This window comes from Micromonospora aurantiaca ATCC 27029, assembly GCF_000145235.1.
Taxonomy (GTDB): Bacteria; Actinomycetota; Actinomycetes; order Mycobacteriales; family Micromonosporaceae; genus Micromonospora; species Micromonospora aurantiaca.
Map to the genome: position 1 here is coordinate 980,669 of NC_014391.1, position 21,610 is coordinate 1,002,278.

General features: G+C 72.8%; 19 protein-coding genes. 12 read left to right on the top strand and 7 right to left on the bottom strand.

Going from position 1 to position 21,610, the window contains the following annotated elements; all coding sequences use genetic code 11:
- Positions 1–16: 16 nt before the first annotated feature.
- The 4 genes from MICAU_RS04860 to MICAU_RS04875 all read right to left on the bottom strand — a co-directional run bounded on the left by MICAU_RS04860 (position 17) and on the right by MICAU_RS04875 (position 3,744).
- The gene (locus MICAU_RS04860) at positions 17–466 is read right to left on the bottom strand and encodes a hypothetical protein (RefSeq protein ID WP_013284176.1); all 450 of its coding nucleotides are present in this window, start codon (positions 464–466) and stop codon (positions 17–19) included.
- 101 nt (positions 467–567) lie between these two features.
- Positions 568–915 carry a DUF779 domain-containing protein gene (locus MICAU_RS04865; RefSeq protein ID WP_013284177.1) on the bottom strand — a complete coding sequence of 116 codons (348 nt, stop codon included), beginning with the start codon at positions 913–915 and terminating at the stop codon, positions 568–570.
- On the bottom strand, positions 915–2,420 hold the full coding sequence (gene adh / locus MICAU_RS04870; RefSeq protein WP_013284178.1) for an aldehyde dehydrogenase: 1,506 nt from the start codon (positions 2,418–2,420) through the stop codon (positions 915–917). Before adh ends, MICAU_RS04865 begins: the two co-directional genes overlap by 1 nt.
- Positions 2,421–2,460: 40 nt before the next feature.
- On the bottom strand, positions 2,461–3,744 hold the full coding sequence (locus MICAU_RS04875; protein ID WP_013284179.1) for a sigma-54-dependent transcriptional regulator family protein: 1,284 nt from the start codon (positions 3,742–3,744) through the stop codon (positions 2,461–2,463).
- 237 nt (positions 3,745–3,981) lie between these two features.
- Between MICAU_RS04875 and MICAU_RS04880 the strand changes: the two genes are divergently transcribed.
- From MICAU_RS04880 to MICAU_RS04905, 7 genes are all read left to right on the top strand, one after another.
- On the top strand, positions 3,982–4,647 hold the full coding sequence (locus MICAU_RS04880; RefSeq protein ID WP_013284180.1) for a response regulator transcription factor: 666 nt from the start codon (positions 3,982–3,984) through the stop codon (positions 4,645–4,647).
- Positions 4,644–5,696 (top strand): sensor histidine kinase, encoded by a 1,053-nt coding sequence (locus MICAU_RS04885; RefSeq protein ID WP_013284181.1) that lies wholly within the window; start codon positions 4,644–4,646, stop codon positions 5,694–5,696. The genes MICAU_RS04880 and MICAU_RS04885 overlap by 4 nt, the downstream gene beginning before the upstream one ends.
- 115 nt (positions 5,697–5,811) lie before the next feature.
- Entirely contained in the window at positions 5,812–7,947 is a 2,136-nt protein-coding gene (locus MICAU_RS04890; protein WP_013284182.1) for a pyridoxal-phosphate dependent enzyme, read from the top strand.
- On the top strand, positions 7,944–9,077 hold the full coding sequence (locus MICAU_RS04895) for a D-alanine--D-alanine ligase family protein (RefSeq protein ID WP_013284183.1): 1,134 nt from the start codon (positions 7,944–7,946) through the stop codon (positions 9,075–9,077). The genes MICAU_RS04890 and MICAU_RS04895 overlap by 4 nt, the downstream gene beginning before the upstream one ends.
- The gene (locus MICAU_RS33365; RefSeq protein ID WP_280512922.1) at positions 9,074–9,601 is read left to right on the top strand and encodes a M15 family metallopeptidase; all 528 of its coding nucleotides are present in this window, start codon (positions 9,074–9,076) and stop codon (positions 9,599–9,601) included. The genes MICAU_RS04895 and MICAU_RS33365 overlap by 4 nt, the downstream gene beginning before the upstream one ends.
- A complete protein-coding gene (locus tag MICAU_RS33370) occupies positions 9,565–9,711 on the top strand; it encodes a M15 family metallopeptidase (RefSeq protein ID WP_280512923.1) in 147 nt (48 codons plus the stop codon). Before MICAU_RS33365 ends, MICAU_RS33370 begins: the two co-directional genes overlap by 37 nt.
- 75 nt (positions 9,712–9,786) lie before the next feature.
- On the top strand, positions 9,787–10,446 hold the full coding sequence (locus MICAU_RS04905) for an RlpA-like double-psi beta-barrel domain-containing protein (protein ID WP_013284184.1): 660 nt from the start codon (positions 9,787–9,789) through the stop codon (positions 10,444–10,446).
- 67 nt (positions 10,447–10,513) lie between these two features.
- On the opposite strand, the gene gabT is transcribed toward MICAU_RS04905, so the two are convergent.
- Both gabT and MICAU_RS04915 read right to left on the bottom strand, forming a co-directional pair.
- The gene (gabT, locus tag MICAU_RS04910; protein WP_013284185.1) at positions 10,514–11,785 is read right to left on the bottom strand and encodes a 4-aminobutyrate--2-oxoglutarate transaminase; all 1,272 of its coding nucleotides are present in this window, start codon (positions 11,783–11,785) and stop codon (positions 10,514–10,516) included.
- A gap of 5 nt (positions 11,786–11,790) precedes the next feature.
- Positions 11,791–13,227, bottom strand: a complete 1,437-nt coding sequence (locus tag MICAU_RS04915; protein ID WP_013284186.1) for a gamma-aminobutyraldehyde dehydrogenase — start codon at positions 13,225–13,227, stop codon at positions 11,791–11,793.
- Positions 13,228–13,369: 142 nt separating this feature from the next.
- Between MICAU_RS04915 and MICAU_RS04920 the strand changes: the two genes are divergently transcribed.
- Positions 13,370–14,809: an aldehyde dehydrogenase family protein gene (locus tag MICAU_RS04920; protein WP_013284187.1), complete on the top strand. Its 1,440-nt coding sequence runs from the start codon at positions 13,370–13,372 to the stop codon at positions 14,807–14,809.
- A 15-nt stretch (positions 14,810–14,824) separates the two neighbouring features.
- Here MICAU_RS04920 and MICAU_RS04925 read toward each other — a convergent pair whose 3' ends face one another.
- Positions 14,825–16,060, bottom strand: a complete 1,236-nt coding sequence (locus tag MICAU_RS04925) for an SUKH-3 domain-containing protein (protein ID WP_013284188.1) — start codon at positions 16,058–16,060, stop codon at positions 14,825–14,827.
- Positions 16,061–16,138: 78 nt separating this feature from the next.
- Here MICAU_RS04925 and MICAU_RS04930 point away from each other — a divergent pair, with 78 nt between their 5' ends.
- From MICAU_RS04930 to MICAU_RS04945, 4 genes are read left to right on the top strand one after another with little or no spacing between them, the layout of a single operon-like run.
- Complete coding sequence (locus tag MICAU_RS04930) at positions 16,139–16,552, top strand: YbaB/EbfC family nucleoid-associated protein (protein WP_013284189.1); 414 nt, start codon at positions 16,139–16,141, stop codon at positions 16,550–16,552.
- Positions 16,553–16,555: 3 nt separating this feature from the next.
- Positions 16,556–16,912, top strand: coding sequence for a hypothetical protein (locus MICAU_RS04935; RefSeq protein WP_013284190.1), 357 nt, complete (start codon positions 16,556–16,558; stop codon positions 16,910–16,912).
- 24 nt (positions 16,913–16,936) lie between these two features.
- Positions 16,937–21,163, top strand: coding sequence for a toxin glutamine deamidase domain-containing protein (locus MICAU_RS04940; protein ID WP_244879770.1), 4,227 nt, complete (start codon positions 16,937–16,939; stop codon positions 21,161–21,163).
- Entirely contained in the window at positions 21,160–21,594 is a 435-nt protein-coding gene (locus tag MICAU_RS04945) for a hypothetical protein (protein WP_013284192.1), read from the top strand. Before MICAU_RS04940 ends, MICAU_RS04945 begins: the two co-directional genes overlap by 4 nt.
- Positions 21,595–21,610 lie beyond the last annotated feature (16 nt).

A 21,610-nucleotide genomic window follows, 5' to 3' on the forward strand; every position in this document is an offset into this window, starting at 1 on the left:
GAGGCCGCCGATGCGGTCAGGGGCGGGCGCAGTGGGGGCGCAGGCGTACGCGTTCGGTGGTTTCGGTGAGGGAGTTGGGCTCGATCACCAGGCGGGCGATGGTGGTGGCGGGGCCGGGGCGGAATCTGCCCTGGTCGGCGGGGATGGTCGCGGTCCAGGTGCCGGCGGTGCGGTCGTCGGTGCACGCGCCGATCACGCCGAATCCGAAGCCGGTGACCGAACCGCGCCGTACCCGCTGCTCCAGGTGCACCTCGATGTACGCGAGGCCGCGCTCGGCCCCGCAGTCGAACCGGCCGCCGACGGTGGCGGTGTGCGCCCGTACGTCGGCGGCGCCGAACCAGTTGACGGAGATGCTGGGGGAGGCGGCCGGGGCGGCGACGGCGGCGCCCGGCGCGAGCCCGAGCGTGGCGGCGGTGGCCAGGGCGGTGAGGCCGGCGGCGAGCACTGGCTGTCGGACCGGGTTCATGCGCGGTCTCCTGTCGGGCGGTGGTGGGACGCGTACTCCGAAGTGGACGGCGTCAGCATCCCACCGCCGCGATGCCCGCGAGCTGCAAGATCTCGGACAGATCAGCGGTTCAGATGGGACCGGATGAGGAAGCGGACGCCCTCCGGGGCCTCCAGGGAGAACCCGCTGCCCCGGCCGGGCACCACGTCGACGGTGAGCCGGGTGTGCCGCCACAGCTCCCACTGGGCCTTCGACATCCAGAACTCCACCGGCTCGGGCACCCCGTCGACAGCCAGCGAGGCGAGCAGCACGTCCGAGCCGCCGGTGCGGAACTCACCGGCCGGGTAGCACATCGGGGCGCTGCCGTCGCAGCAGCCGCCGGACTGGTGGAACATCAGCGGGCCGTGCTGCCCCCGCAGCGACCGGATCAGGTCGGCCGCCGCGGGGGTCAGGGTCACGGTGTCGCCCATCAGAAGAAGCCCAGCTTCTTCGGCGAGTAGCTGACCAGCAGGTTCTTGGTCTGCTGGTAGTGCTCCAGCATCATCTTGTGGTTCTCCCGGCCGATGCCGGACTGCTTGTAGCCGCCGAACGCCGCGTGCGCCGGGTACGCGTGGTAGCAGTTCGTCCACACCCGGCCGGCCTGGATCGCCCGTCCGGCCCGGTACGCGGTGTTCAGGTCCCGGGTCCACACGCCCGCGCCGAGCCCGTACAGCGTGTCGTTGGCGATCTTCACGGCGTCGTCCAGGTCGGCGAAGGAGGTCACCGACACGACCGGGCCGAAGATCTCCTCCTGGAAGATCCGCATCGAGTTGTCGCCCTCGAAGATGGTCGGCTGGACGTAGTAGCCGCCGGACAGCTCGCCGCCGAGGTCGGCCCGCTCACCGCCGGTGAGGACACGAGCGCCCTCCTGCCGCCCGATGTCCAGGTAGGACAGGATCTTTTCCAGTTGGTCGTTGGACGCCTGCGCGCCGACCATCGTGTCGGTGTCCAGCGGGTGCCCCTGCGTGATCTGCCGGGTCCGGTCCACGGCGGCGGCCAGGAAGTCGGCGTAGTGGCCCTGCTGGATGAGCGCCCGCGACGGGCAGGTGCACACCTCGCCCTGGTTCAGGGCGAACATGGTGAAGCCTTCGAGCGCCTTGTCCAGGAAGTCGTCGGAGGCGGCGCTGACGTCGTCGAAGAAGATGTTCGGGCTCTTGCCGCCCAGCTCCAGCGTGACCGGCCTGATGTTCTCGCTGGCGTACTGCATGATCAGCCGCCCGGTGGTGGTCTCGCCGGTGAACGCCACCTTCGCCACCCGCGGCGAGGACGCGAGCGGCTTGCCCGCCTCGACGCCGAAGCCGTTCACCACGTTCACCACGCCCGGCGGCAGCAGGTCGCCGATCAGCGAGAGCAGGTAGTGGATCGAGGCGGGTGTCTGCTCGGCCGGCTTGAGCACCACCGCGTTGCCGGCGGCCAGCGCCGGGGCGAGCTTCCACACCGCCATGAGGATCGGGAAGTTCCACGGGATGATCTGCCCGACCACGCCGAGCGGCTCGTGGAAGTGGTAGGCGACTGTGTCGTCGTCGAGTTCGCCGAGCGAGCCCTCCTGCGCCCGGATCGCGCCGGCGAAGTAGCGGAAGTGGTCGATCGCGAGCGGGAGGTCGGCGGCGAGCGTCTCGCGTACGGGCTTGCCGTTCTCCCACGTCTCGGCGATCGCGAGGGACTCCAGGTTGTCCTGCATGCGGTCGGCGATCCGGTTGAGGATCAGCGAGCGTTCGGCGACCGACGTGCGGCCCCACGCGTCGGCCGCGCCGTGCGCCGCGTCGAGCGCCTTCTCCACGTCCTCGGCGGTGCCCCGGGCCACCTCGCAGAAGGTCTGCCCGGTCACCGGGGTCGGGTTCTCGAAGTACTTCCCACCGTGCGGCTTCACGTACTCGCCGCCGATGTAGTGGTCGTAGCGGGACTGCCAGTGGGTGGGGGCGTCGTAGCGCGTCATGGGTACCTCCGCCGTCCGTCTGGGGTGGATGGCGGGCAGGCTAGTTTCCGGGACGTTGCAGGAACGTTGCGCGCGGCAGCGCGTACTCCTCGGCGAGCTGGCGGGCCCGCGCGACAGCGAGCGGCCGGCGGGGCGCGCCCGGCGGCAACGCCCGGGCCAGGGCCTGCCAGGCGGCCAGGTCGTCGGATCCGGCCGCCGTCGCGGTCCAGGCCGCGAGCAGCCCCGGGTCGGCGCCGGCCAGCACGGCGGCGCGCAACTGGCCGTCGACCAGGCGGCGCAGTCGCGCGACTCCCGGCGCGTCCGACAGGGGCAGCAGGGGCCCGGGGTACGCGCGCAGCGCCGCCGCCGGATCGCCACGTTCCAGCAGTTCGGTGACGGTACGGAAGTCGGCGCGCACGGCCGGCCGCAGCCGGTACGGGCGGGAGTCGAGCAGTTCCTCGCCGAGCACGCGGCGCAGCCGGGACAGCTCGGCGCGCAGCGTGACCGGGTGCCGCCTGTCGTCGCCGTACAGGTCGAGGCCGAGCTGTTCCCCGGTGCGCCCCTCGGGATGGTCGACCAGCAGCACCAGCAGCTCGCTGTGCCGCCGGCCGAGCCGGATGCGCCGGCCGCCGACGCGCAACTCCGCCTCGTCACGTCCGAGCGCCGACACGTACGCCACGTCCGGCGCGGCGGGCGCGGCGCCGGCCAGGAACGCCTCGGCGGCCCGGGCGGTGGCCCGGACCAGGGCGAGGCTCTGCGGGTTGGCCAGGTGGTCCCCGCCGGTGATGTCGACGGCGCCGAGCAGCGCGCCGCTGGCCGGGTCGTGGATCGGCGCGGCGGCGCAGGTCCAGCGCTGCACGGGCCGGACGAAGTGCTCGGTGGCGAAGATCTGCACGCCGTGGTCGACGGCGAGGGCGGTGCCGGGGGCGTTCGTGCCGGCGTGGGCCTCGTCCCAGCGGGCTCCCGGTACGAAGTTCATCCGCTCGGCGTGCCGCAGCACCCCGGGATGGCCCTCCACCCAGAGCAGCCGCCCGGCGGCGTCGCAGACCGCCATCAGGTGCGCGCCGTCCTGCGCGATGCCGCCGAGCAGGTCGCGGAACAGCGGCATCACCCGGGCCAGCGGGTGCGCGGCGCGGTACGTCTCCAGCGCGTCGTCGGCGAGGTCGACCGGCGCGGTGGTCTCCGGGTCGAGCAGCGCGGACCGCTCCCAGGATCGGGCCACCACCTCCCGGACCCGGCCGGAGGTGGTGCCGGCGGCGAGGAACGCCTCGTGGGCGGCACCGATCTGCGCGATCCGCTCCACCGGATCCGCGCCGAACTCCAGGGCGAGCCACGGGTCAGCCACCAGCGCCTCCTTCCACCCATCGTGACCCACCTCACCCCCGAGCGCCAATGCGTGATCCGGGTCACTTGAGCGGTGCTCGCGCCGCCCGCGTACCGGACGAACGGCCCAGACGGCCCCACGCCGGTTGTCGCAGCGTGGCCCGCGTGGAGGATGGCTGCTGCGGACGCTTACGGAACCCTTAACTCCGGCCTGCGAAGGTGTGCCGGACGACGAGGGAAGACACGGGGGAGCGCAACGGTGCGGGTGCTGGTGGCGGACGACGAGCGGCTCTTGGCGGACACGGTCGCCGAGGGGTTGCGACGGTTCTCCATGGCTGTCGACGTCTGCTACGACGGGGACGGCGCGCTGGAACGGATCGGGGTCAACCGGTACGACGTGGCGGTGCTGGACCGGGACATGCCCGGCGCCACCGGCGACGACGTGTGCCGGAGCCTGGCCGGGTCGGACGCCGGCACCCGCGTGCTGCTGCTCACCGCCGCCGCCGGCATCCGGGACCGGGTCGCCGGCCTCGGGCTCGGCGCCGACGACTACCTGACCAAGCCGTTCGCGTTCGCCGAGCTGGTGGCGCGGGTGCAGGCGCTGGGCCGCCGGTCCACCCCGGCCCTCCCGCCGGTGCTGGAGCAGCAGGGTGTGGTGCTCGACGTGGCCCGGCACTCCGCGACCCGGGACGGCAGCCCGCTCGGGCTGAGCCCGAAGGAGTTCGCCGTCCTGCACGTGCTGATGCGGGCCGGTGGCCGGGTGGTGAGCGCCGAGGAGCTGCTGGAACAGGCGTGGGACGAGTTCGCCGACCCGTTCACCAACGCGGTCCGGGTGACGGTGATGACCCTGCGCAAGAAGCTCGGCCAGCCGTCCGTCATCCACACGGTGCCGAAGGCCGGCTACCGGATCGGCGAGCCGGAGTGAGCCCCCGCCGCCGCATCCTGCTGGTCGGGGTGCTCGCCCTGCTCGCCGGGTTCATGCTGCCCAACCTGGTCAAGTCGCTGCTCGAAATGGTGTGGGGGCAGGCCGAGCGGTTCTGCGGCCTGGCCACGATCGGCGCGGTGTGCGAGCCGGGCCGCCCGTTCGTCCCGCTGCTGCCCATGCTCATCGAACTGCTGGTGCTGGTGGCCATCGGGTTCGCGGTGTGGGGCGCTGCCCGCTGGTGCCTGCGCCCGGTGCACGACCTGGCCGCCCCGATCGCGAACCTGGGGCCGCAGAACCTCGGCTACCGGATCCGGCGCGGCGGCCGGGACGAGCTGGCCGGGCTCGGCCGCGCGATCGACGGCATGCTGGACCGGGTCACCGCCGGATACGAGGGACAGCGGCGGTTCGCCGCGAACGCCTCGCACGAACTGCGTACGCCGCTCGCGGTGCAACGCACCCTGATCGAGGTCGGCATGGCCCAGTCGCTCACCGGCGAGCAACTGGAACTGCTGACCGCCCAACTGCTCGCCACGAACGAACGCAACGAGCGGCTGATCGAAGGGCTGCTCGCGCTCAGCGAGAGCGACCAGGGCCTGCGGTCCTCCACCCCGCAACGCCTCGAACAGATCGTCAGCGGCGTGCTGGCCGCGTACGCCGACCGGGCCGCCGAGGCCGGCGTGACGGTGGAGGCCCAGCTGTCGCCCCGGATCGTGACCGGCGAGCGGGTACTGCTGGAACGCCTGGTTACGAACCTGGTGGAGAACGGCATCAAGTACAACCGCGAGGGCGGCCGGCTCGTCGTCACGGTCGGCGGCGACCCCGCGCTGACCGTCATGAACAGCGGGCAGAGCGTCCCCGCCGAGGCGGTCGACGGGCTGTTCGAACCGTTCCGGCGTCTCGCCCGGGACCGGACCAACCAGGGCGGCGGCGCCGGGCTCGGCCTGGCCATCGCCCGCTCCATCACCCAGGCGCACGGCGGCATCATCGCCGCGCGTCCGGGGCCGGACGGCGGCCTGCGGGTCGACGTCCACCTGCCCCCCGTGGGCTGACCACCCCACACACGACTCCGGGAGCCGCCGTCGCGGCGTCCCGCGATGACACCTGCCCGAGGACGGGACCGGCGGCGCCGCCTCCCACCCGCAGACGGCCGGAGAGGAGACCGCAGTGCCGACCCGTACCGAGGGGAACGCGCCGCCCGACGGCCGGGTGCTCTGGGCCGACGTGGCGAAGGGCGCCTGCATCGTGCTCGTGGTGCTGTGGCACGTCGTCGTCAAGGACTACCTGCGCGTCGACTGGCGGGTCGGCCTGCCGGTGCCGGGTGCGTGGGGGCTGCTCGGCGAGCAGTTGCTGCCGCTGCGGATGCCGTTGTTCTTCGCGCTCTCCGGCATCTTCGCGGCGAACGCGGTGGCCCGCCCGTGGCGGGTGGCCGGGCGGCCCCGGATCGCGCGCAACCTCTACCTCTACGCGATCTGGCTGCTCATCCACACCGCGCTGCTGGCGTCGGCACCGGACTTCCCGACCGACCGGGCCACCGACAGTGGTGAGCTGCTGGCCCAGCTCACCGTGACGCCCTCGAATTTGTGGTACCTGTACGCGCTGGCGCTCTATTTCGCGATCGCGAAGGCGCTGCGCCGGGTGCACCCGGCGGTGCTGCTGACCGCTGCGGGCGCGCTGTCCGCGGTGGCGGCGACCGGGCTGCTGGACAGCCCCGGGAACCGGGGGCAGGTCTACCAGAACCTGGTGTTCTTCCTGGCCGGCGTGCACCTGCGGCCGTACCTCACGCGGTGGGCGGACGGCACCAGCACCCGGCGGCTAGCCGGCAGCGGCGCGGCGTACGCGATCGGGCTGGCCGCCATGGCGCTGGCCGGCGCGCAGAGGTGGCCCGGCGTGTACCTGCTCGTCTCCGTGATCGCTGTGGCGTTCGGGCTGACCGCCGCCGCCCGGCTGGCCCGGCACCGCCTGGCCGGTCCGGCGCTGGCCCGGCTCGGCCGCCGCACGCTTGGTGTCTACGTGATCCACATGCCGGTGCTGGCGCTGCTGGACCGGCTCCTCGCCGCACCGGTGGCCGGCCTGCCCGGGCCGGCCCGGGCGCTGCTGGTGACCGTCTACCCGGTCCTGCTCACCGCGCTCGTGCTGGCACTGAGCCTCGCCGCGCACCGCTGCCTCACCGCGCTCGGCGCGCACTGGCTGTTCGACCTGCCGCGCCGCCGCGCCCACTCGAATCCCGAAGGAGAGACCATGCCCCGAATCGACGCGCCGGTACTGCCGGACCGAACACATGTCGAGGAGGCCGCCCGCGTGCTGTCCGGCCGGGTGGTGCGTACCCCGGTGCTGCACAGCCCGGCGATCGATCGCCTGGCCGGCGCCCGGATCCTGCTCAAGGCGGAGAACCTCCAGGACGGCGGCTCGTACAAGATGCGCGGCGCGATGCTGGCGGTCGGCCGGCTCGCCGCCGCCGGGCACACCGGCGTTGTCGCGCAGAGCACCGGCAACCACGCCGTCGCGGTGGCGCTCGCCGCGCGGCGGCACGGGCTGGCCGCGACCGTCGTGCTGCCGGAGGACGCCGCGCCGGTGAAGGTGGACCGGGCGCGGGCCGCCGGGGCCCGGGTGGTCCGGGCCGGCACCACAGTGGAGGAGCGCCTCGCAGTCGCCCGGCGGATCGCCGAGGTGGAGGGCCATCCGCTGGTCGACGCGTACGACCACCCGGACGTGGTGGCCGGTCAGGGCAGCGCGAGCCTGGAACTGATCGAGGAGGCGGCGCGACGCGGCACACCGCTGGACGCGCTCGTGGTGCCGGTGGGCGGGGGCGGCGGCATCGCCGGTGCCTGTCTGGCGGCGGCCGGAACCCCGATCGAGGTGTACGGCGTGGAGCCGCTCGGCTGCGACTCGCTGGCGCGCAGCCTGGCCGCCGGACGGCCCACACCTGTCGCCCCGGCGCCGAGCCTGGCCGACGGTCTGCGTCCCGGCTGCGTCGGCGACCTGCCGTTCGCGGTGGCCCGCAACCGCGTACGCGGGGTGGTCCGTGTCGACGACGACGCGATCGCCGAGGCGTTCCGGCTGCTCCTGCTGGACCTGAAGGTGCTCGTCGAGCCGTCCGGCGCGGCCGCGCTGGCCGGCGCCTTGCGCCTCGGCGAGGCGACCGGCGCGGGCGGCGTCGCCCGTCCCGGGGGCGGGGCGCCGTGGCCACCCGAGGGCAGGCGGCAGATGACTGTCGGCGTGGTGCTGACCGGCGGAAACGTGGAAGCGGACCTGGTGGCCCGGCTGGCGGGCGACCGGATGACAGTGGGAGCGGCGGCATGAGAGAGACAGTGCGGATCGGTGTCGTGTTCGGAGGCCCGTCGGCGGAACACGAGGTCTCCTGCGCCTCGGCGCTCGGCGTGGCCCGGGCCCTGGCCGAGCAGGGGCACCGGGTGGTGGCGCTCGGCATCACCCGTACCGGCGGGATCCGGCTGCTGCCCGAACCGGTGCTCGCGCAGCACCTCGGCACCGTGACGGCCGGGCGGGCGATCGACGACCGGCTGCCGGTCACCGGTCCGGCGGTCGAGCTGCGACGCGGAACGACAACCGGCACCGTCGCGGTCGGCGCGGCCGACGCCCCCGCGACTGTGCACGCCGAACTGGACGTGGTGTTCCCGGTGCTGCACGGCCCGTACGGCGAGGACGGCGTGGTGCAGGGGCTGCTGGAGTCACTGGGCGTGCCGTACGTCGGGTGCGGCATCCTCGCCTCCGCAGTCGGCATGGACAAGGTGGCGATGAAGCGGGCGCTGCGGGCCGAGGACGTGCCGACCACGCCGTACGTCTGGTTCGACGAACCGACCTGGCGGGCCGCGTCCGACCCGGAGAAGCTGGTGGTCGGGCTGCGCGGGCCGCTGTTCGTCAAGCCGGCCCGGATGGGCTCTTCGATCGGGATCTCCCGGGTGGCCGACGGCGACGACCTGGTCGCCGCCGTGGAGGAGGCGTTCCGGCACGACCACGTGGTGCTCGTCGAGCAGGGCGTGACCGGCCGGGAACTGGAGTGCGGCGTGCTCGGCGGCTGGCAGCCGGAGGCGTCGGCGGTCGGCGAGGTCCGGGTCGCGGGCGGCTGGTTCGACTACCGGCAGAAGTACTTCGGCGACGCCGACCCGATGATCGTCCCGGCGCCGCTGCCGGACGAGGTCACCGAGCGGATCCGCGAGCTGTCGGTGCGGGCGTTCACCGCGATCGGCGGCTGGGGCCTGGCCCGTGTCGACTTCCTCTACGACGAGACCACCAGCGACCTGTTCGTCAACGAGCTGAACACGCTGCCGGGCTTCACCGCCCACTCGATGTACCCGAAGGTGTGGGCCGAGTCCGGCGTCGCGTACCCCGAGGTGGTGGACCGGCTCGTCGCGCTCGCCTTCACCAGGCACGCGGCCCGGCCGTCGCGCGAACACCCCGGGGGTACGCCGTGATCCTGCTCTCCGACCCCCGGGTCGCCGCGGTGTCCAGCCGGGACGACGGCGAACCCCTGGTGGACCTGCGCGAGGTGCCCGGGCTGCGGGTGGACGGGCGGGCCGCCGACCCCGCCGGGGCGTACGCCCGGGTGCGGCTCGGGGTCGCGGACCGGTTGCTGGCCGCGCAGCGCGCGCTGCCGGCCGGGCTGCGCCTGCTCGTGGTCGAGGGGTACCGGCCGTACCGGGCGCAGCTCGACATCTTCACCGGCTACCGGGACGAGTTGCGGCGGCGCCACCCGGACTGGCCGGCGGACCGGTTGCACCGGGAGACCACCAAGTTCGTCTCGCCGGTCGCTGTGGCCCCGCACAGCACCGGCGGAGCAGTCGACCTCACGCTGTGTGACGCCGACGGGGTGGAGTTGGACATGGGCACAGCGCTCGACGCCACCCCGGAGGAGAGCGCCGACGCCTGCTTCACCGCGGCCCGGCACATCCCGGTCAGCGCGTGGGGCGCAACCGGAACGTGCTGGTGGCGGCGCTGAGCGGCGCGGGGCTGGTGAACTACCCGACGGAGTGGTGGCACTGGTCCTACGGCGACAGGTACTGGGCGCTGATGACCGGAGCGCCACACACCCGCTACGGTCCGCTGTAGCCCGCGCATCCGGGTGAACGGTCCGGCCCTCCCGTCCGTACCACGCGTCGAACGACAGCGACGACGGGAGAGAACGTGAGGGTGCAGCGCAAGCACGTGATGGCGGCGACTGTGGCGGTGACCGCCACTGTGGCGGTCTCGGTGGGCACCGGACTGGGTTTCGCGGACACCGCGCCGGTCGGGCGGTCGGTCTGCGCCGGGTCGGTGACCTTCTCGGCCGAGGGCGGACCACCGGCCGCGACAAGTGACAGGTTCCCGGTGGGCACCCGGCTGCGGGTGACGAACCTGGACAACCGCAAGGTGGCCACGGTGACGGTGACCGGGCCGTCCGGGAGCTGCGTGCTGCTGAACGCCGCCGCCATGGACCTGGTACGCGAGCCGGGCAAGAACGTCGTCCGCCGCAACGTGGTGGAACGCCTCGACGGCGCCGCCGCCCCGGCGCCCGGTGCGCAGCCGGGTGAGACCCGGCCGGGCGCGGCGCAGCCGATCGGCGGCAGCGTCTGCTCCGGCGCGCTCACGTTCTTCGCCGAGGGCGGGGCGCCCGCAGCCACCAGCGGCCAGTTCCCGCTCGGCACCCGGCTGCGGGTGACGAACCTGGACAACAACAAGGTGGTGACCGTGACGGTGACCGGGCCGTCTGGTAGTTGCGTGCTGCTGAACACGGCGGCCATGGACGCGATCCGGGAACCCGGCAAGAACCTGGTCCGGCGCAACACTGTGGAGCTGCTCCGCTGATCCTCCGGGCGGAACACCATGGGCCGGTCCTGGGGGAGATCGGGCCCATGGTGTCCCACGTCCGGGGTCAGCCGAAGGCGGCCGCCAGGATGTCGAGTCCCCGGCCCAGCTCGTCGTCGGAGATGACGAGCGGAGGCAGGAACCGCAGCACGTTGCCGTAGGTGCCGCAGGTCAGGGTGAGTAGCCCGGCCGCGTGGCAGGCCGCCGAGATCGCCGCCGTGGCGGCCGGGTCCGGGGTCAGCGTGCCCGGCACCACGATCTCCATCGCGAGCATCGCGCCCCGGCCGCGTACCTCTGCCACGCGCGGGTCACCGGCGGCGATCGTGCGCAGCCGCTCACCCATCACCGCGCCGATCCGGCGCGCGGCCGCGGCCAGGTCCAGCTCCCGCATCGTCTCCATCGACGCGAGCGCGGCGGCGCAGGCGATCGGGTTTCCGCCGTACGTGCCGCCGAGGCCGCCGACGTGCACCGCGTCCATCAGGTCCGCCCGGCCGGTCACAGCCGCCAGCGGCAGGCCGCCCGCGATGCCCTTCGCCAGCGTGATCAGGTCCGGCTCGACGCCCTCGTGCTCGCAGGCGAACCAGTCGCCGGTGCGGCAGAAACCGGTCTGGATCTCGTCGGCGACGAACACCACCCCGGCCGCCGTCGCCCACTCGCGCAGCGCCGGCAGGAAACCCTGAGCGGGTACGACGAAACCGCCCTCGCCCTGGATCGGCTCGATCAGCAGCGCCGCCACGTTCTCCGCGCCCACCTGCTTCTCGATCATCTCGATCGACCGGGCCGCCGCGGTGGCGCCGTCGAGCCCGCCGTCGCGCAGCGGGTACGACATCGGCACCCGGTAGACCTCACCGGCGAACGGCCCGAACCGGTGCTTGTACGGCATGTTCTTCGCGGTCAGCGCCATGGTCAGGTTGGTCCGGCCGTGGTACGCGTGGTCGAACACCACCACAGCGGGCCGCCCGGTCGCGTGCCGGGCGATCTTCACCGCGTTCTCCACCGCCTCGGCGCCGGAGTTGAACAACGCCGACCGCTTCCCGAAGCCACCCGGCGTCAGCGCGTTGAGCTGCTCGCAGACCGCCACGTACGACTCGTACGGCGCGACCATGAAGCAGGTGTGGGTGAAGCGTTCGACCTGCGCGCGTACCGCCTCGACCACGCGCGGCGCGGAGTTGCCCACGTTGGTGACGGCGATGCCGGCCGCGAAGTCGATCCACTCCCGGCCGTCCACGTCGGTGATCGTGCCGCCGCCCGCCCGGTCCACGTACGCGGGGATCGTGCTGCCCACGCCCCGCGCCACCGCCTCGACCCGGCGCTTGTGCAACTCCTCGCTCGTGGCCACCGGGATCAGCCCTCGATGTTGTGCATGACGTGCTTGACCCGGGTGTAGTCCTCCAGGCTGTAGACCGACAGGTCCTTGCCGTGGCCGGAGTGCTTGAAGCCGCCGTGCGGCATCTCCGAGACGAACGGGATGTGCGTGTTCACCCAGACGCACCCGAAGTCCAGCCGCCGGGTCATCCGCATGGCCCGGCCGTGGTCGCGCGTCCACACCGAGGCGGACAGGCCGTAGTCCACGCCGTTGGCCCAGCGCACCGCCTCGTCCTCGTCGGAGAAGCGCTGCACGGTGATGACCGGCCCGAACACCTCGTCCTGGATGATCTCGTCGGCCTGGCGGACGCCGGAGACCACTGTCGGGGCGTAGAAGAAGCCACGCTCGCCGACCCGGGCACCGCCGGTGGTGACGTTCGCGTGGTCCGGCAGCCGGTCCACGAAGCCGCTGACCCGGGCGAGCTGGTTGGCGTTGTTCAGCGGGCCGTAGAGCACGTCCGCGTCGTCCGGCGCGCCGGTGCGGGTGTTGCGGGCCTGCTCGGTCAGCGCGGCCACGAAATCCTCGTGGATGCCCGGACCGGTGAGCACGCGGGTCGCCGCCGTGCAGTCCTGACCGGCGTTGAAGTAGCCGCCCATCGCGATCGCCTCGGCCGCCGCCGCCACGTCCGCGTCGTCGAAGATCACCACCGGGGCCTTGCCGCCCAGCTCCAGGTGGGTCCGCTTCAGGTCCGGCGCCGCCGCGGCGGCCACCTCCATGCCCGCGCGGGTCGAGCCGGTGATCGACACGAGCTGCGGGGTCGGGTGGGAGACCAGCGTACGGCCGGTGTCGCGGTCGCCGCAGACCACGTTGAACACACCCGGGGGCAGGTGCTCGGCGGCGATCTCGGCCAGCAGCAGCGTCGACACCGGCGTGGTGTCCGACGGCTTCAGCACCACCGCGTTGCCGGCCGCGAGCGCCGGGGCGATCTTCCAGACCGCCATCATCAGCGGGTAGTTCCACGGCGTCACCTGGGCGCAGACGCCGATCGGCTCGCGCCGCACGTACGAGGTGTGCCCGGCCATGTACTCGCCGGCCGAGCGCCCCTCCAGCAGGCGCGCCGCCCCGGCGAAGAAGCGCAGCTCGTCCACCGCGGGCGGCAGTTCCTCGTCGGCGGTGAGCTGCCGGGGCTTACCGGTGTTGCGGACCTCCGCGTCGACCAGCTCGGCGGCCCGCGACTCCACCGCGTCGGCGAACTTCAGCAGCGCCCGCTGCCGCTCGGCCGGTGTGGCGTCCCGCCAGGTCTCGAACGCGGCGGAGGCGGCCTTCATCGCCGCGTCCACATCCGCCGCGCCGGAGACCGGGGCCTGGGCGAAGACCTCGCCGGTGCACGGGTCGATCAGGTCGGCGTAGCCGCCGTCCACCGGGTCGACGTACTCGCCGTTGACGAAGTTGCGCAGCTGCTGCTGGTCGCTCATCAGAAGTCTCCGAGAGGGTGGCCGGGGAGAGGGTCAGCGGAGGTTATCGCAATCTGACTGCCATCTTGGCTACTAAATCCGAGGCAGACAAGGGTTTGAGCAACTGTTTCCGCGTGGGCGTCTGTGGTCTAGGCTGCCGGTCGTGGAGCCGAGAGCCTTCTACGTCGCCGGTCGCCCCGCCCACGGCGAGGACGAGCTGACAGTCACCCACCCGTACGACGGGCAGCCGGTGGGGCGTACCACGCTCGCCACGGCCGACCAGCTCGAAGCCGCAGTCGCGGGCGCCGCCCGGGTGGCCGCGGAGGCCGCGGCCCTGCCCGCGCACGCCCGCGCGGCCGCCCTGGACCACGTCTCCCGCCGGCTCGCCGAGCGGGCCGACGAGGTCGCCGCGCTGATCACCGCCGAGAACGGCAAGCCGGTCAAATGGGCGAAGGCCGAGGTCGGGCGCGCGATCTCCACGTTCCGGTGGGCCGCCGAGGAGGCCCGCCGCTTCTCCGGCGAGCTGCAACGGCTCGACACCGACCCCGCCGCCACCGGGCGGATCGCCCTGGTCCGGCGCGTGCCGCGCGGCCCGGTGCTCGGCATCACGCCGTTCAACTTCCCGCTCAACCTGGTCGCCCACAAGGTCGCCCCGGCGCTCGCCGTCGGCACCCCGATCGTGGTCAAGCCCGCCCCGGCCACCCCTCTCACCGCGCTGCTGCTCGGCGAGATCCTGGCCGAGACCGACCTGCCCGAGGGCATGTTCTCGGTGCTGCCGCTGCCGAACGAGCGCGCCGCCGAACTGGTCACCGACCCGCGGCTACCGGTGGTGTCGTTCACCGGCTCCGGACCGGTCGGCGCGGCCATCCGCCGGGCCGCGCCGGACAAGCACGTCACGCTGGAACTCGGCGGCAACGCGGCGGCGGTCATCTGCGAGGACTGGGCGGCGGACGAGGACCTGACCTTCGCCGCGCACCGCATCGCCACGTTCTCCAACTACCAGGCCGGGCAGTCGTGCATCGCCGTGCAGCGGGTCTACGTGCACGAATGGCTCTACGACGGCTTCCTGCCCCGGCTCGTCGCGGCGGTGCAGGCGCTGCGCACCGGCGACCCGCGCTCCGAGCTGACCGACGTCGGCCCGCTGGTGTCGGTCGAGGCGGCGCAGCGCGTCGAGACCTGGGTGGACGAGGCGGTCGCCGCCGGCGCCGTCATCGAGACCGGCGGGCGGCGCGACGGCGCCACCTACCCGCCCACTGTGCTCAGCGGCGTGCCGACCGACGCGAAGGTGTGCGCCGAAGAGGTGTTCGGACCGGTGCTGGTGGTCGCCCCGGTCGTGAACGACCGGGCCGCGTTCGCCGCCGTCAACGACTCGGCGTACGGCCTCCAGGCCGGCGTCTTCACCCACCGGCTCGACGTGGCGTTCGACGCCGCCCGCACGCTGGAGGTCGGTGGCGTGATCGTCGGGGACGTGCCGTCGTACCGGGCCGACCAGATGCCGTACGGCGGGATGAAGGGCTCCGGGGTCGGGCGGGAAGGGCTGCGCAGCGCGATGGACGACTACACCGAGCCGCGGGTCACGGTGCTGACCGGCGTGGCCCTCTGACCGCTCGCCCGCCGCTCACCAGGTGCCGTCGTCGCGGACCCGGGCGGGGGCGCGGCCGAGCAGCAGGGTGGTGAGGGCGGCGTCGATGTCGGCGCCGAGGAACCACTCGCCGGCCTGGTCGAGGGCGAAGATCCGGCCGTGCTCGTCGATCGCGAGGATGCTCTCCTGACGTTCGCTGCCGAGCGGGAAGAGACGGGCGCCCAGGACGGCGGCGAAGTCGGCGAGGGAGTCGGCGGTGTGGGCGGCCCGCAGCGGATTCGTAGTGAACCGGCTGATCCAGACCTGCTCGCCGGGCCCGCGCCGTCGGCTCAGGACGGCCGGGAACGCGGTGAGCGCCGCCTCGGCGGCGGGGAACGCCTCGTGCCGGTGATGCTGCCCCGCGACCGCCTTCGTCTCGGTCATCGCGCCCATCGCGAGTGCCTCGTTGAACATGCTGATCTGCCAGCCGCCGTCCATGAGGGCGTGGGCGACGTCGTCAGGAAACCGCCCGGGTTGAATGACCTCGCGCGGCTCCGGGCGCCATTCCTCCACGAAGGCGAGGTCGGACCACGGCAGTACCGCGAACCGCACCAGGAACCGGACGCACGAGTCGCAGGGAAGATCCGCTTGTCCGCCCTGGGGGTCGCCAGGCTCACGACTGCGATAGACCTCGATTCGGCTACTGGCGAGCAGGTCGCGCGCGTCCTCGATGGACAACGGCGGCAGACCCTCGGCGGCTCGGCGGTGGTCGTGCTCGTAGAGCGCATCGGAGACGACGATCATCTCGGCGTGCCGTTCCCCGCCGCGTACCAGATGCCCCGCCGGTAGTTCGTCCAGATAGGACTGCACCAGCGGATGGTGGCGTACCTCGATCGCGCCCTTCGCGCCCTGCGCGACGTGCTGCCGGCCGTCGAGCGTGAGGTGCGCCGCCGCGCCGGGCGTGGGCAGGCGGGTCAGCTCACGCAGCAGTTGGGCGGCCGGGTCGACGGTACGCGGCGGGCGCGGTTCGGCCGGACGCCGCTGCCGGTACATCCGCTCGACCGCCGCGGCCGGCACCCGTGGCCACGTGGACACCTCGCCGGTCTCCTTGTCGATCACAGTGGTCGGCAGGTCGCCGGGGAGCGCCCGGGCCTCGGTGGACACGACGGAACTCACCACGTAGCCCAGGTCGAACTCCTCGACCTCCGGCGTGCAGGGAAAACCGAGGCGGTCGGAGTCCCGCCGGGCCCACACCGAGGCGATCTGCTCGGCCTGCTGTCGCTCGATCACCACCTGAAATTACCGGACCCCACGGATTTCGTGGCACCCGGTATGGTCGGCCCTACCCACGGTGACGGAAGGGGAGCGACGGTGGCCGAGAGTGCGGACCGGGATGCGAACCGTGCACTGCGCGCGCGATTCGACGAGGTGTACGGCCAATACCAGCGCTTGCGGTCCGGTCTGGACGATCTCCAGACCAAGCTGGCCGAGTTGCGGGTCACCGAACGCTCCGACGACGGTCAGGTGACCGCCGTCGTCGGCGCGCGAGGCGAGCTGATCAGCGTCGAGGTGAGCCCGGCGGCGTTCCAGGACCGGGACGCCCGTGCGTTGAGCCGGAAGATCACCGAGACCGTGCTGCGCGCCTCCACCGCGGCGAGCGCCGCCACCCGCGAACTGGTCTCCGGATACCTGCCGCCGGGCTCCCCTTCGGTCGAATTCCTGCGTACCCATGACTTCGGCGCGCTGCTCGGCCGGGCTGACTCCGTGCTGGCCCGCGGCGAGTGACAGGTGGCCGGGGGAGAGATCTGGCTGGACCCGGACCGGGCCCGGCGCGGCGGGGCTGACCTGGCGCTGTCGGGGCGGGCGGTGAGCGCGGCCCGGCGGGAGACGGGCGAGCCGATCGCCCACGCGAGCGCGCAGCGGCCCTGGGGCCGCGACGACATCGGCGCCGCGTTCGACAAGCACTACCAGGGCTACGCCGAGACGCTGCTGCGCGCGTGGGAGCTTCTCGGCCGGTCGCTGGAGGTGCTCGGGTCGGACGTCGTCCGCTCGGTCGCGGCCACCGTGGAGACGGACCTGAGCAACGCCCGTGACCTCGGGAAGATCCCGCAGCAAGGGCACAACCCCCATCGGCCCCGGCGCTGACCACCGGAGGACCCGCGCGTGAGCATGCTGCCCAGCCCGATCCCGCACCCGCTCGACTTCTGCCCGTGGGACCTGCCCGGCTGGATCTACGAGGCGCTCGACTGGGTGGTCGGCGTCGAATGGCCGGAGGGCAACGAGCGCGCCGTCTGGGACCTGGCCGACCAGTGGTACGGCGTAGCAGGCGTCCTTGCCCGTCCGCGCGACGACGCGATCACCGCTGCCGGCGAGGTCAAGAGCGGGTACGGGGGAGTCGGCCTGGTCGCCGGCGCGTTCGACACGGCGTGGCACAAGCTCGCCGAAGGCCAGGACGCTCCACTGCACGTCCTGGTCGCGGCCACAGACGAGCTGGCACGTCTGGTGGACTCCTGCGGCTGCGACATCGAGGGCGCGAAGCTGGAAGCCTGGATCGAGCTGGGCATCCTGGTCGTCGAGTTGCTGTCCCTGGCGGTCGCCACAGTGCTCACCCTGGGCGCCGCCTCACCGGCGGCGGCCGCTGCGATCACCGCCACGCGGGTCGTGGTGCAGCAGATCTTCAAGCGGCTGGTGGCCCAGCTCGCCCGCAAGGCGGTCAAGCAGGGCCTCAAAGAGGCGGGCGAACGCGCTGCCAAGGAGGTGGCCAGGTCCGGTGCCCGCACGCTGGCTCGACGGGCCGCGATCGGCGGTCTGCTGGAGGCCGGTCAGGAGGCGGGCACCAGCCTCGGCACGCAGGCGTACCAGAACTCCACCGGCCGGCGGGACGGCCTCGACCTGACCGACGTGAGCACGTCGGCTCTCGGCGGATTCGCCGGCGGCGCGGTCGCGCCATTGGCCGGGCTGGGCCGGCACGCCAACGGGCGGTTCGCGGAGATCGGCGAGCGGTTCGGGCGGGAGATGGCCGGGGAGACGCTCGCCGAGACCGCGGCGGGTCTGGCGACCGGCCAGGGGCCGTCGCTGGAGGATCTGGCGCGCGCGGCTGCCTCCGGCGCCACCGGTTCCGCCACCAACCAGGCGGACACGGCACTGCAACGCCGCCTCGACGGGCAGCTGAGCGGGTTGACGGTGTCCCCGGTCAGCCTGGACGTGCCGATCGCCGCCGATCCCGTCGGGCTGATCCCGGCCCAGCGGGTCGCCGAGCCGGTCGTGCAGGGCAGCGACACGATCGCCGGCGCCGTTCCCGTGACACCCACACACGTCACGCCCCAAGCCACCGGTCCGCACCCGCTCGCCGTGGACCTGCCGCTTCCGGCGCCGGATCCCACGACGACGCCGCCGCACAACGATGTCGTCCCGCACGACGTGGCACGTCCGACGGTCACCACGAGCCCCACGTTGTCCTCGGTGATCACGGAAGCGCCCGTCGCCACGCCCCCGTCAACCGCGCCCGGAGTCCACAGCGGCGCGGTTCCGGTGGCGACGCCGGTCGACCACCCCACGCCGTCCTCGACCAACCCGATTCAGGCGGCAGCCGCACCGGCGACACTCCCTGCACCGCCCGCCAACCACCCGCAGATCGCGGCGCCACCAACGGCGGACCGCGCCGCCCCCGTCAGCAATGGAGGTCAGGCGGGACCGCCTCCGGTCTCACCGGTCAGCCCGCAGACGGGGCCGCACCCGGGAGCGTCGACCATCGGGCCCGAGCCCCGGCCGGGGCCGAACCCCCGTTTTCCGCTGCTGGAGTCCTTGGCTCCGCCCCGCACTCCTACCGACTCCCCGGGGCCCCACCCGGGCCCGCCCCATGTCCAGGCGTGGCCCCGTGAGACCGCTGAGCAGCGCGCCGCGCGGCTGAAGGCCGATCGGGAGGGTCTGGACCGGCGGCGCTACCAGGGCTATCTGCAGTCCCAGCGTGCCTTGCACGAGGAGAACAGACGGGAGGCGCAGATCAGGGAGCTGCGTGATCTCGCCGAACAGCATTACGAGGCGGCGCGTTGGCTCCTCATGCAGGCCCACGAGCTGCGCCAAGCCGGGCGGCACGAGCTCGCCGACAGGCACGTGTGGGAGGGCCGGCGGCGAGAACGCCTGCACTACCGAGCCGTCGACGAGGTGGAGGCGGTCCGTGCCGGCCAGCGGCTGCCGCGCGAGGTGATGGTCGAGGACGACCTCGACTTCTACCGCATCAACGACGACGTGGCGGACCTGGCCGTCGGCGCGGTGGAGACGGCCGACCACTCCGCGCTCACCGGTCACGGACACCCCGAGCCGATCGACAGGTCCCGGCCGTACGGCCGCCGGGGAGGACTCCGGCCTCCGCTCGCGCTGCACCAGACCGACCTCGAACGGCAGATGCCCCGCAACCCCGACGGCAGCGTGACGCGTACCGCCGATCCCCGGCGCGGTGGCTGGTTCCGCCTCGCGAACGACGGCGGACCGGCGGCCGACGCCACCCGGGGGATCAACTGCCTCGACTGCACGCTGTCGCTGTTCGAGACCTGGGTCCACGGACGGCCGCGCGTCGCGGCGCCGCGTACGTTCGACGGCTACCTGCACGGCGACGTGAACCGGCCGGTGGGCGGCGAGGCGGACGGACCGCTGCGGGTCGAGCAGACGACCGGCGGCCGGTTCCAGAACCTCTGCCGGCCGGATCGGCCCGGGATCACCGGCCGGGACCGGCAGTTGTTGGTGGACGGCGGTTACCGGGACCTGTACGCGCAGCTCGCGTCGGGCGGTCACGGCAGTTACGCGTTCCTCATCACCAGCTTCGAGGGCGGCGGATCGCACGCGTGGGTGGCGTTGAACCAGAGCGGCACGATCCTCTTCCTCGACCCGCAGACGGGCGAGGTGGCGGACCGGCCGATCTACCACCACAGCGGCCGTCCGGCCCGCAGCAACGTGGTCGGCGTCGACGCTCTGGTGCTCGGCCCCGACGGCCGGCCGATGCCGCTCGCCGGCCGCCCGCCCGGCACCTACAACGTCCTGCCCGAGCCGCTACCCCGTCCGGCGCCGCCACGGCCGCCGGCCCCGCCGCCGATCGCAGACGGCCACGTCCCGGACTTCAACCACGTCCACCTGCTCGGCGAGTCCACCACCATCTACCGCCGGGGCGACGGACCGCTGCCGGGGAGCGCGCCGCCGGTCGAGCCGGAACCCGACCGGGTACGCGAGGACCACCGGCAGGCGCACGCCGACCGGATCGCCGCCGGGCTCTACGTGCGCGACGCGCTCGCGCAGAGCGGGAACCTCGACGACGCCTTCGCCGCCGGGGTGACGCCCGTCGAGCTGGCGCAGCACGCCGACGTGCCGACGTTGCGGCGGCTCGTACCGGCGCTGGACGAGAGCGGTGCGGCCGACCTCACCCGGTTGTTCGCCGACCCGCGCGTGCAGCGGATGCTCGACCAGAGCTGGGAGGCGCCGCCGCGACGCGAGGAGTTGCTGGCCGAGACGCTGGTGCGGCAGCTCGCGGAGCGGCCCGACCTGGTCCGGATGATCCTGGCGACGCCGGAACTCGCCAACTCGCTGACCGCGCGGCCGCTGACCCTGCATCACCTGGCCAGCCACCAGCAGGCCATCGATGTACTCGGCGAGGTCATCAACGACATAGCCGAGTACGGGGCGGACGCTGTCGTAGCGCATGAACCATTGACGCCTCAACCGACGCCCATCACTCACGAGCAGCGTCGACTCGTCGATTCGGTGGCGTCCCGCCGTCAGTCGAGACTGCAACCTGGGTTTGATGAAAGGCGACGTCATGATGAGGTCTACCGCCTTGCATACGTTGACCGGCTGTATGCGGATGCGGTGGTCGCCCAGCAGGAGCTGAACAGGCTTGCCATCAAGCTGGCTGCACACGGCGGCACGCCCGGCTGGCGGACCGAGCCCAAGAGCCGAGAGCGTGTCCTCGACAAGCTGGAAGGTGAGTACGAGAATGACGCGTCCCAGCTCAAGGACTTGGCCGGCGCCAAAGTGCAGTTCGACAGCGTCGATGCGGTTTACCAGGCACTCGGCCGTCTAGCAGTCGACCCGGAGGTCGTGATTCTGCACATCAAGGATCGTTTCCTCAATCCGCAGGCGAGCGGTTATCGGGACCTACTGCTGAACCTCCGGATGTCGAACGGCCATGTAGGAGAGCTTCGGCTGCACCTGGTGTCGCTCGATGACATCGCAGAGTGGGAGCATTCGTTGTACGAGGTTCGGCGCGACCTCAGCGCGGCGGCAGAGATCGAGGGCAGGCCGTTGACACAGGGGGAACGTGCGATTCGGGACGGACTCCTCCGGCGAGTGCAGGACGCTTACTGGAGCAAGGTGCAAGAGAGCCTTGGGGAGGAGCCACCGCGGTGAGTCAGGTAGAGGGCTTGCGGCTGCCGAAGTTCTTCGATTACTTCGGCTCCCCCCTGAAGCTCGTAGCCACGGCCGATGGCGGCGTCGCAGGCTGGAGGCTCTCCAAGGACACAGGGGGCTGGCGCGAGGCCAACAATCTCATCGACAAGGTGCTCTTCACCGGCGGTGACGAGATCAGTGAGATCTCGCGGGATGAGTTCGTACAACTCACTGAACACGAGCGAGGCCGCTATCTGAATGGCGACGGGCCGATCTTCGCTCTCTACGAAACCGTCCGGGCGATCGAGGACACGCTCCAGCAGGAACGCCGGTACCCGACGCCGCAGGAGCAGGCGCTGATCCGGGGAGTCCGGCGGCGGACCTTCGTGATGTTCGAGGAGCAGCTCCAGCAGGCCGGTGACCCGGCCGCCGACCCCACCATCGCCTCCTGACAGCGGCCCGGAACGC

Excerpts from the sequence above, each read along its gene's own strand:
- MICAU_RS04915 (WP_013284186.1), bottom strand. The coding sequence starts at position 13,227 with ATGAGCGACCAGCAGCAGCTGCGCAACTTCGTCAACGGCGAGTACGTC.
- MICAU_RS04895 (WP_013284183.1), top strand. The coding sequence starts at position 7,944 with ATGAGAGAGACAGTGCGGATCGGTGTCGTGTTCGGAGGCCCGTCGGCG.
- adh (WP_013284178.1), bottom strand. The coding sequence starts at position 2,420 with ATGACGCGCTACGACGCCCCCACCCACTGGCAGTCCCGCTACGACCAC.
- MICAU_RS04865 (WP_013284177.1), bottom strand. The coding sequence starts at position 915 with ATGGGCGACACCGTGACCCTGACCCCCGCGGCGGCCGACCTGATCCGG.
- MICAU_RS04940 (WP_244879770.1), top strand. The coding sequence starts at position 16,937 with ATGCTGCCCAGCCCGATCCCGCACCCGCTCGACTTCTGCCCGTGGGAC.
- MICAU_RS04860 (WP_013284176.1), bottom strand. The coding sequence starts at position 466 with ATGAACCCGGTCCGACAGCCAGTGCTCGCCGCCGGCCTCACCGCCCTG.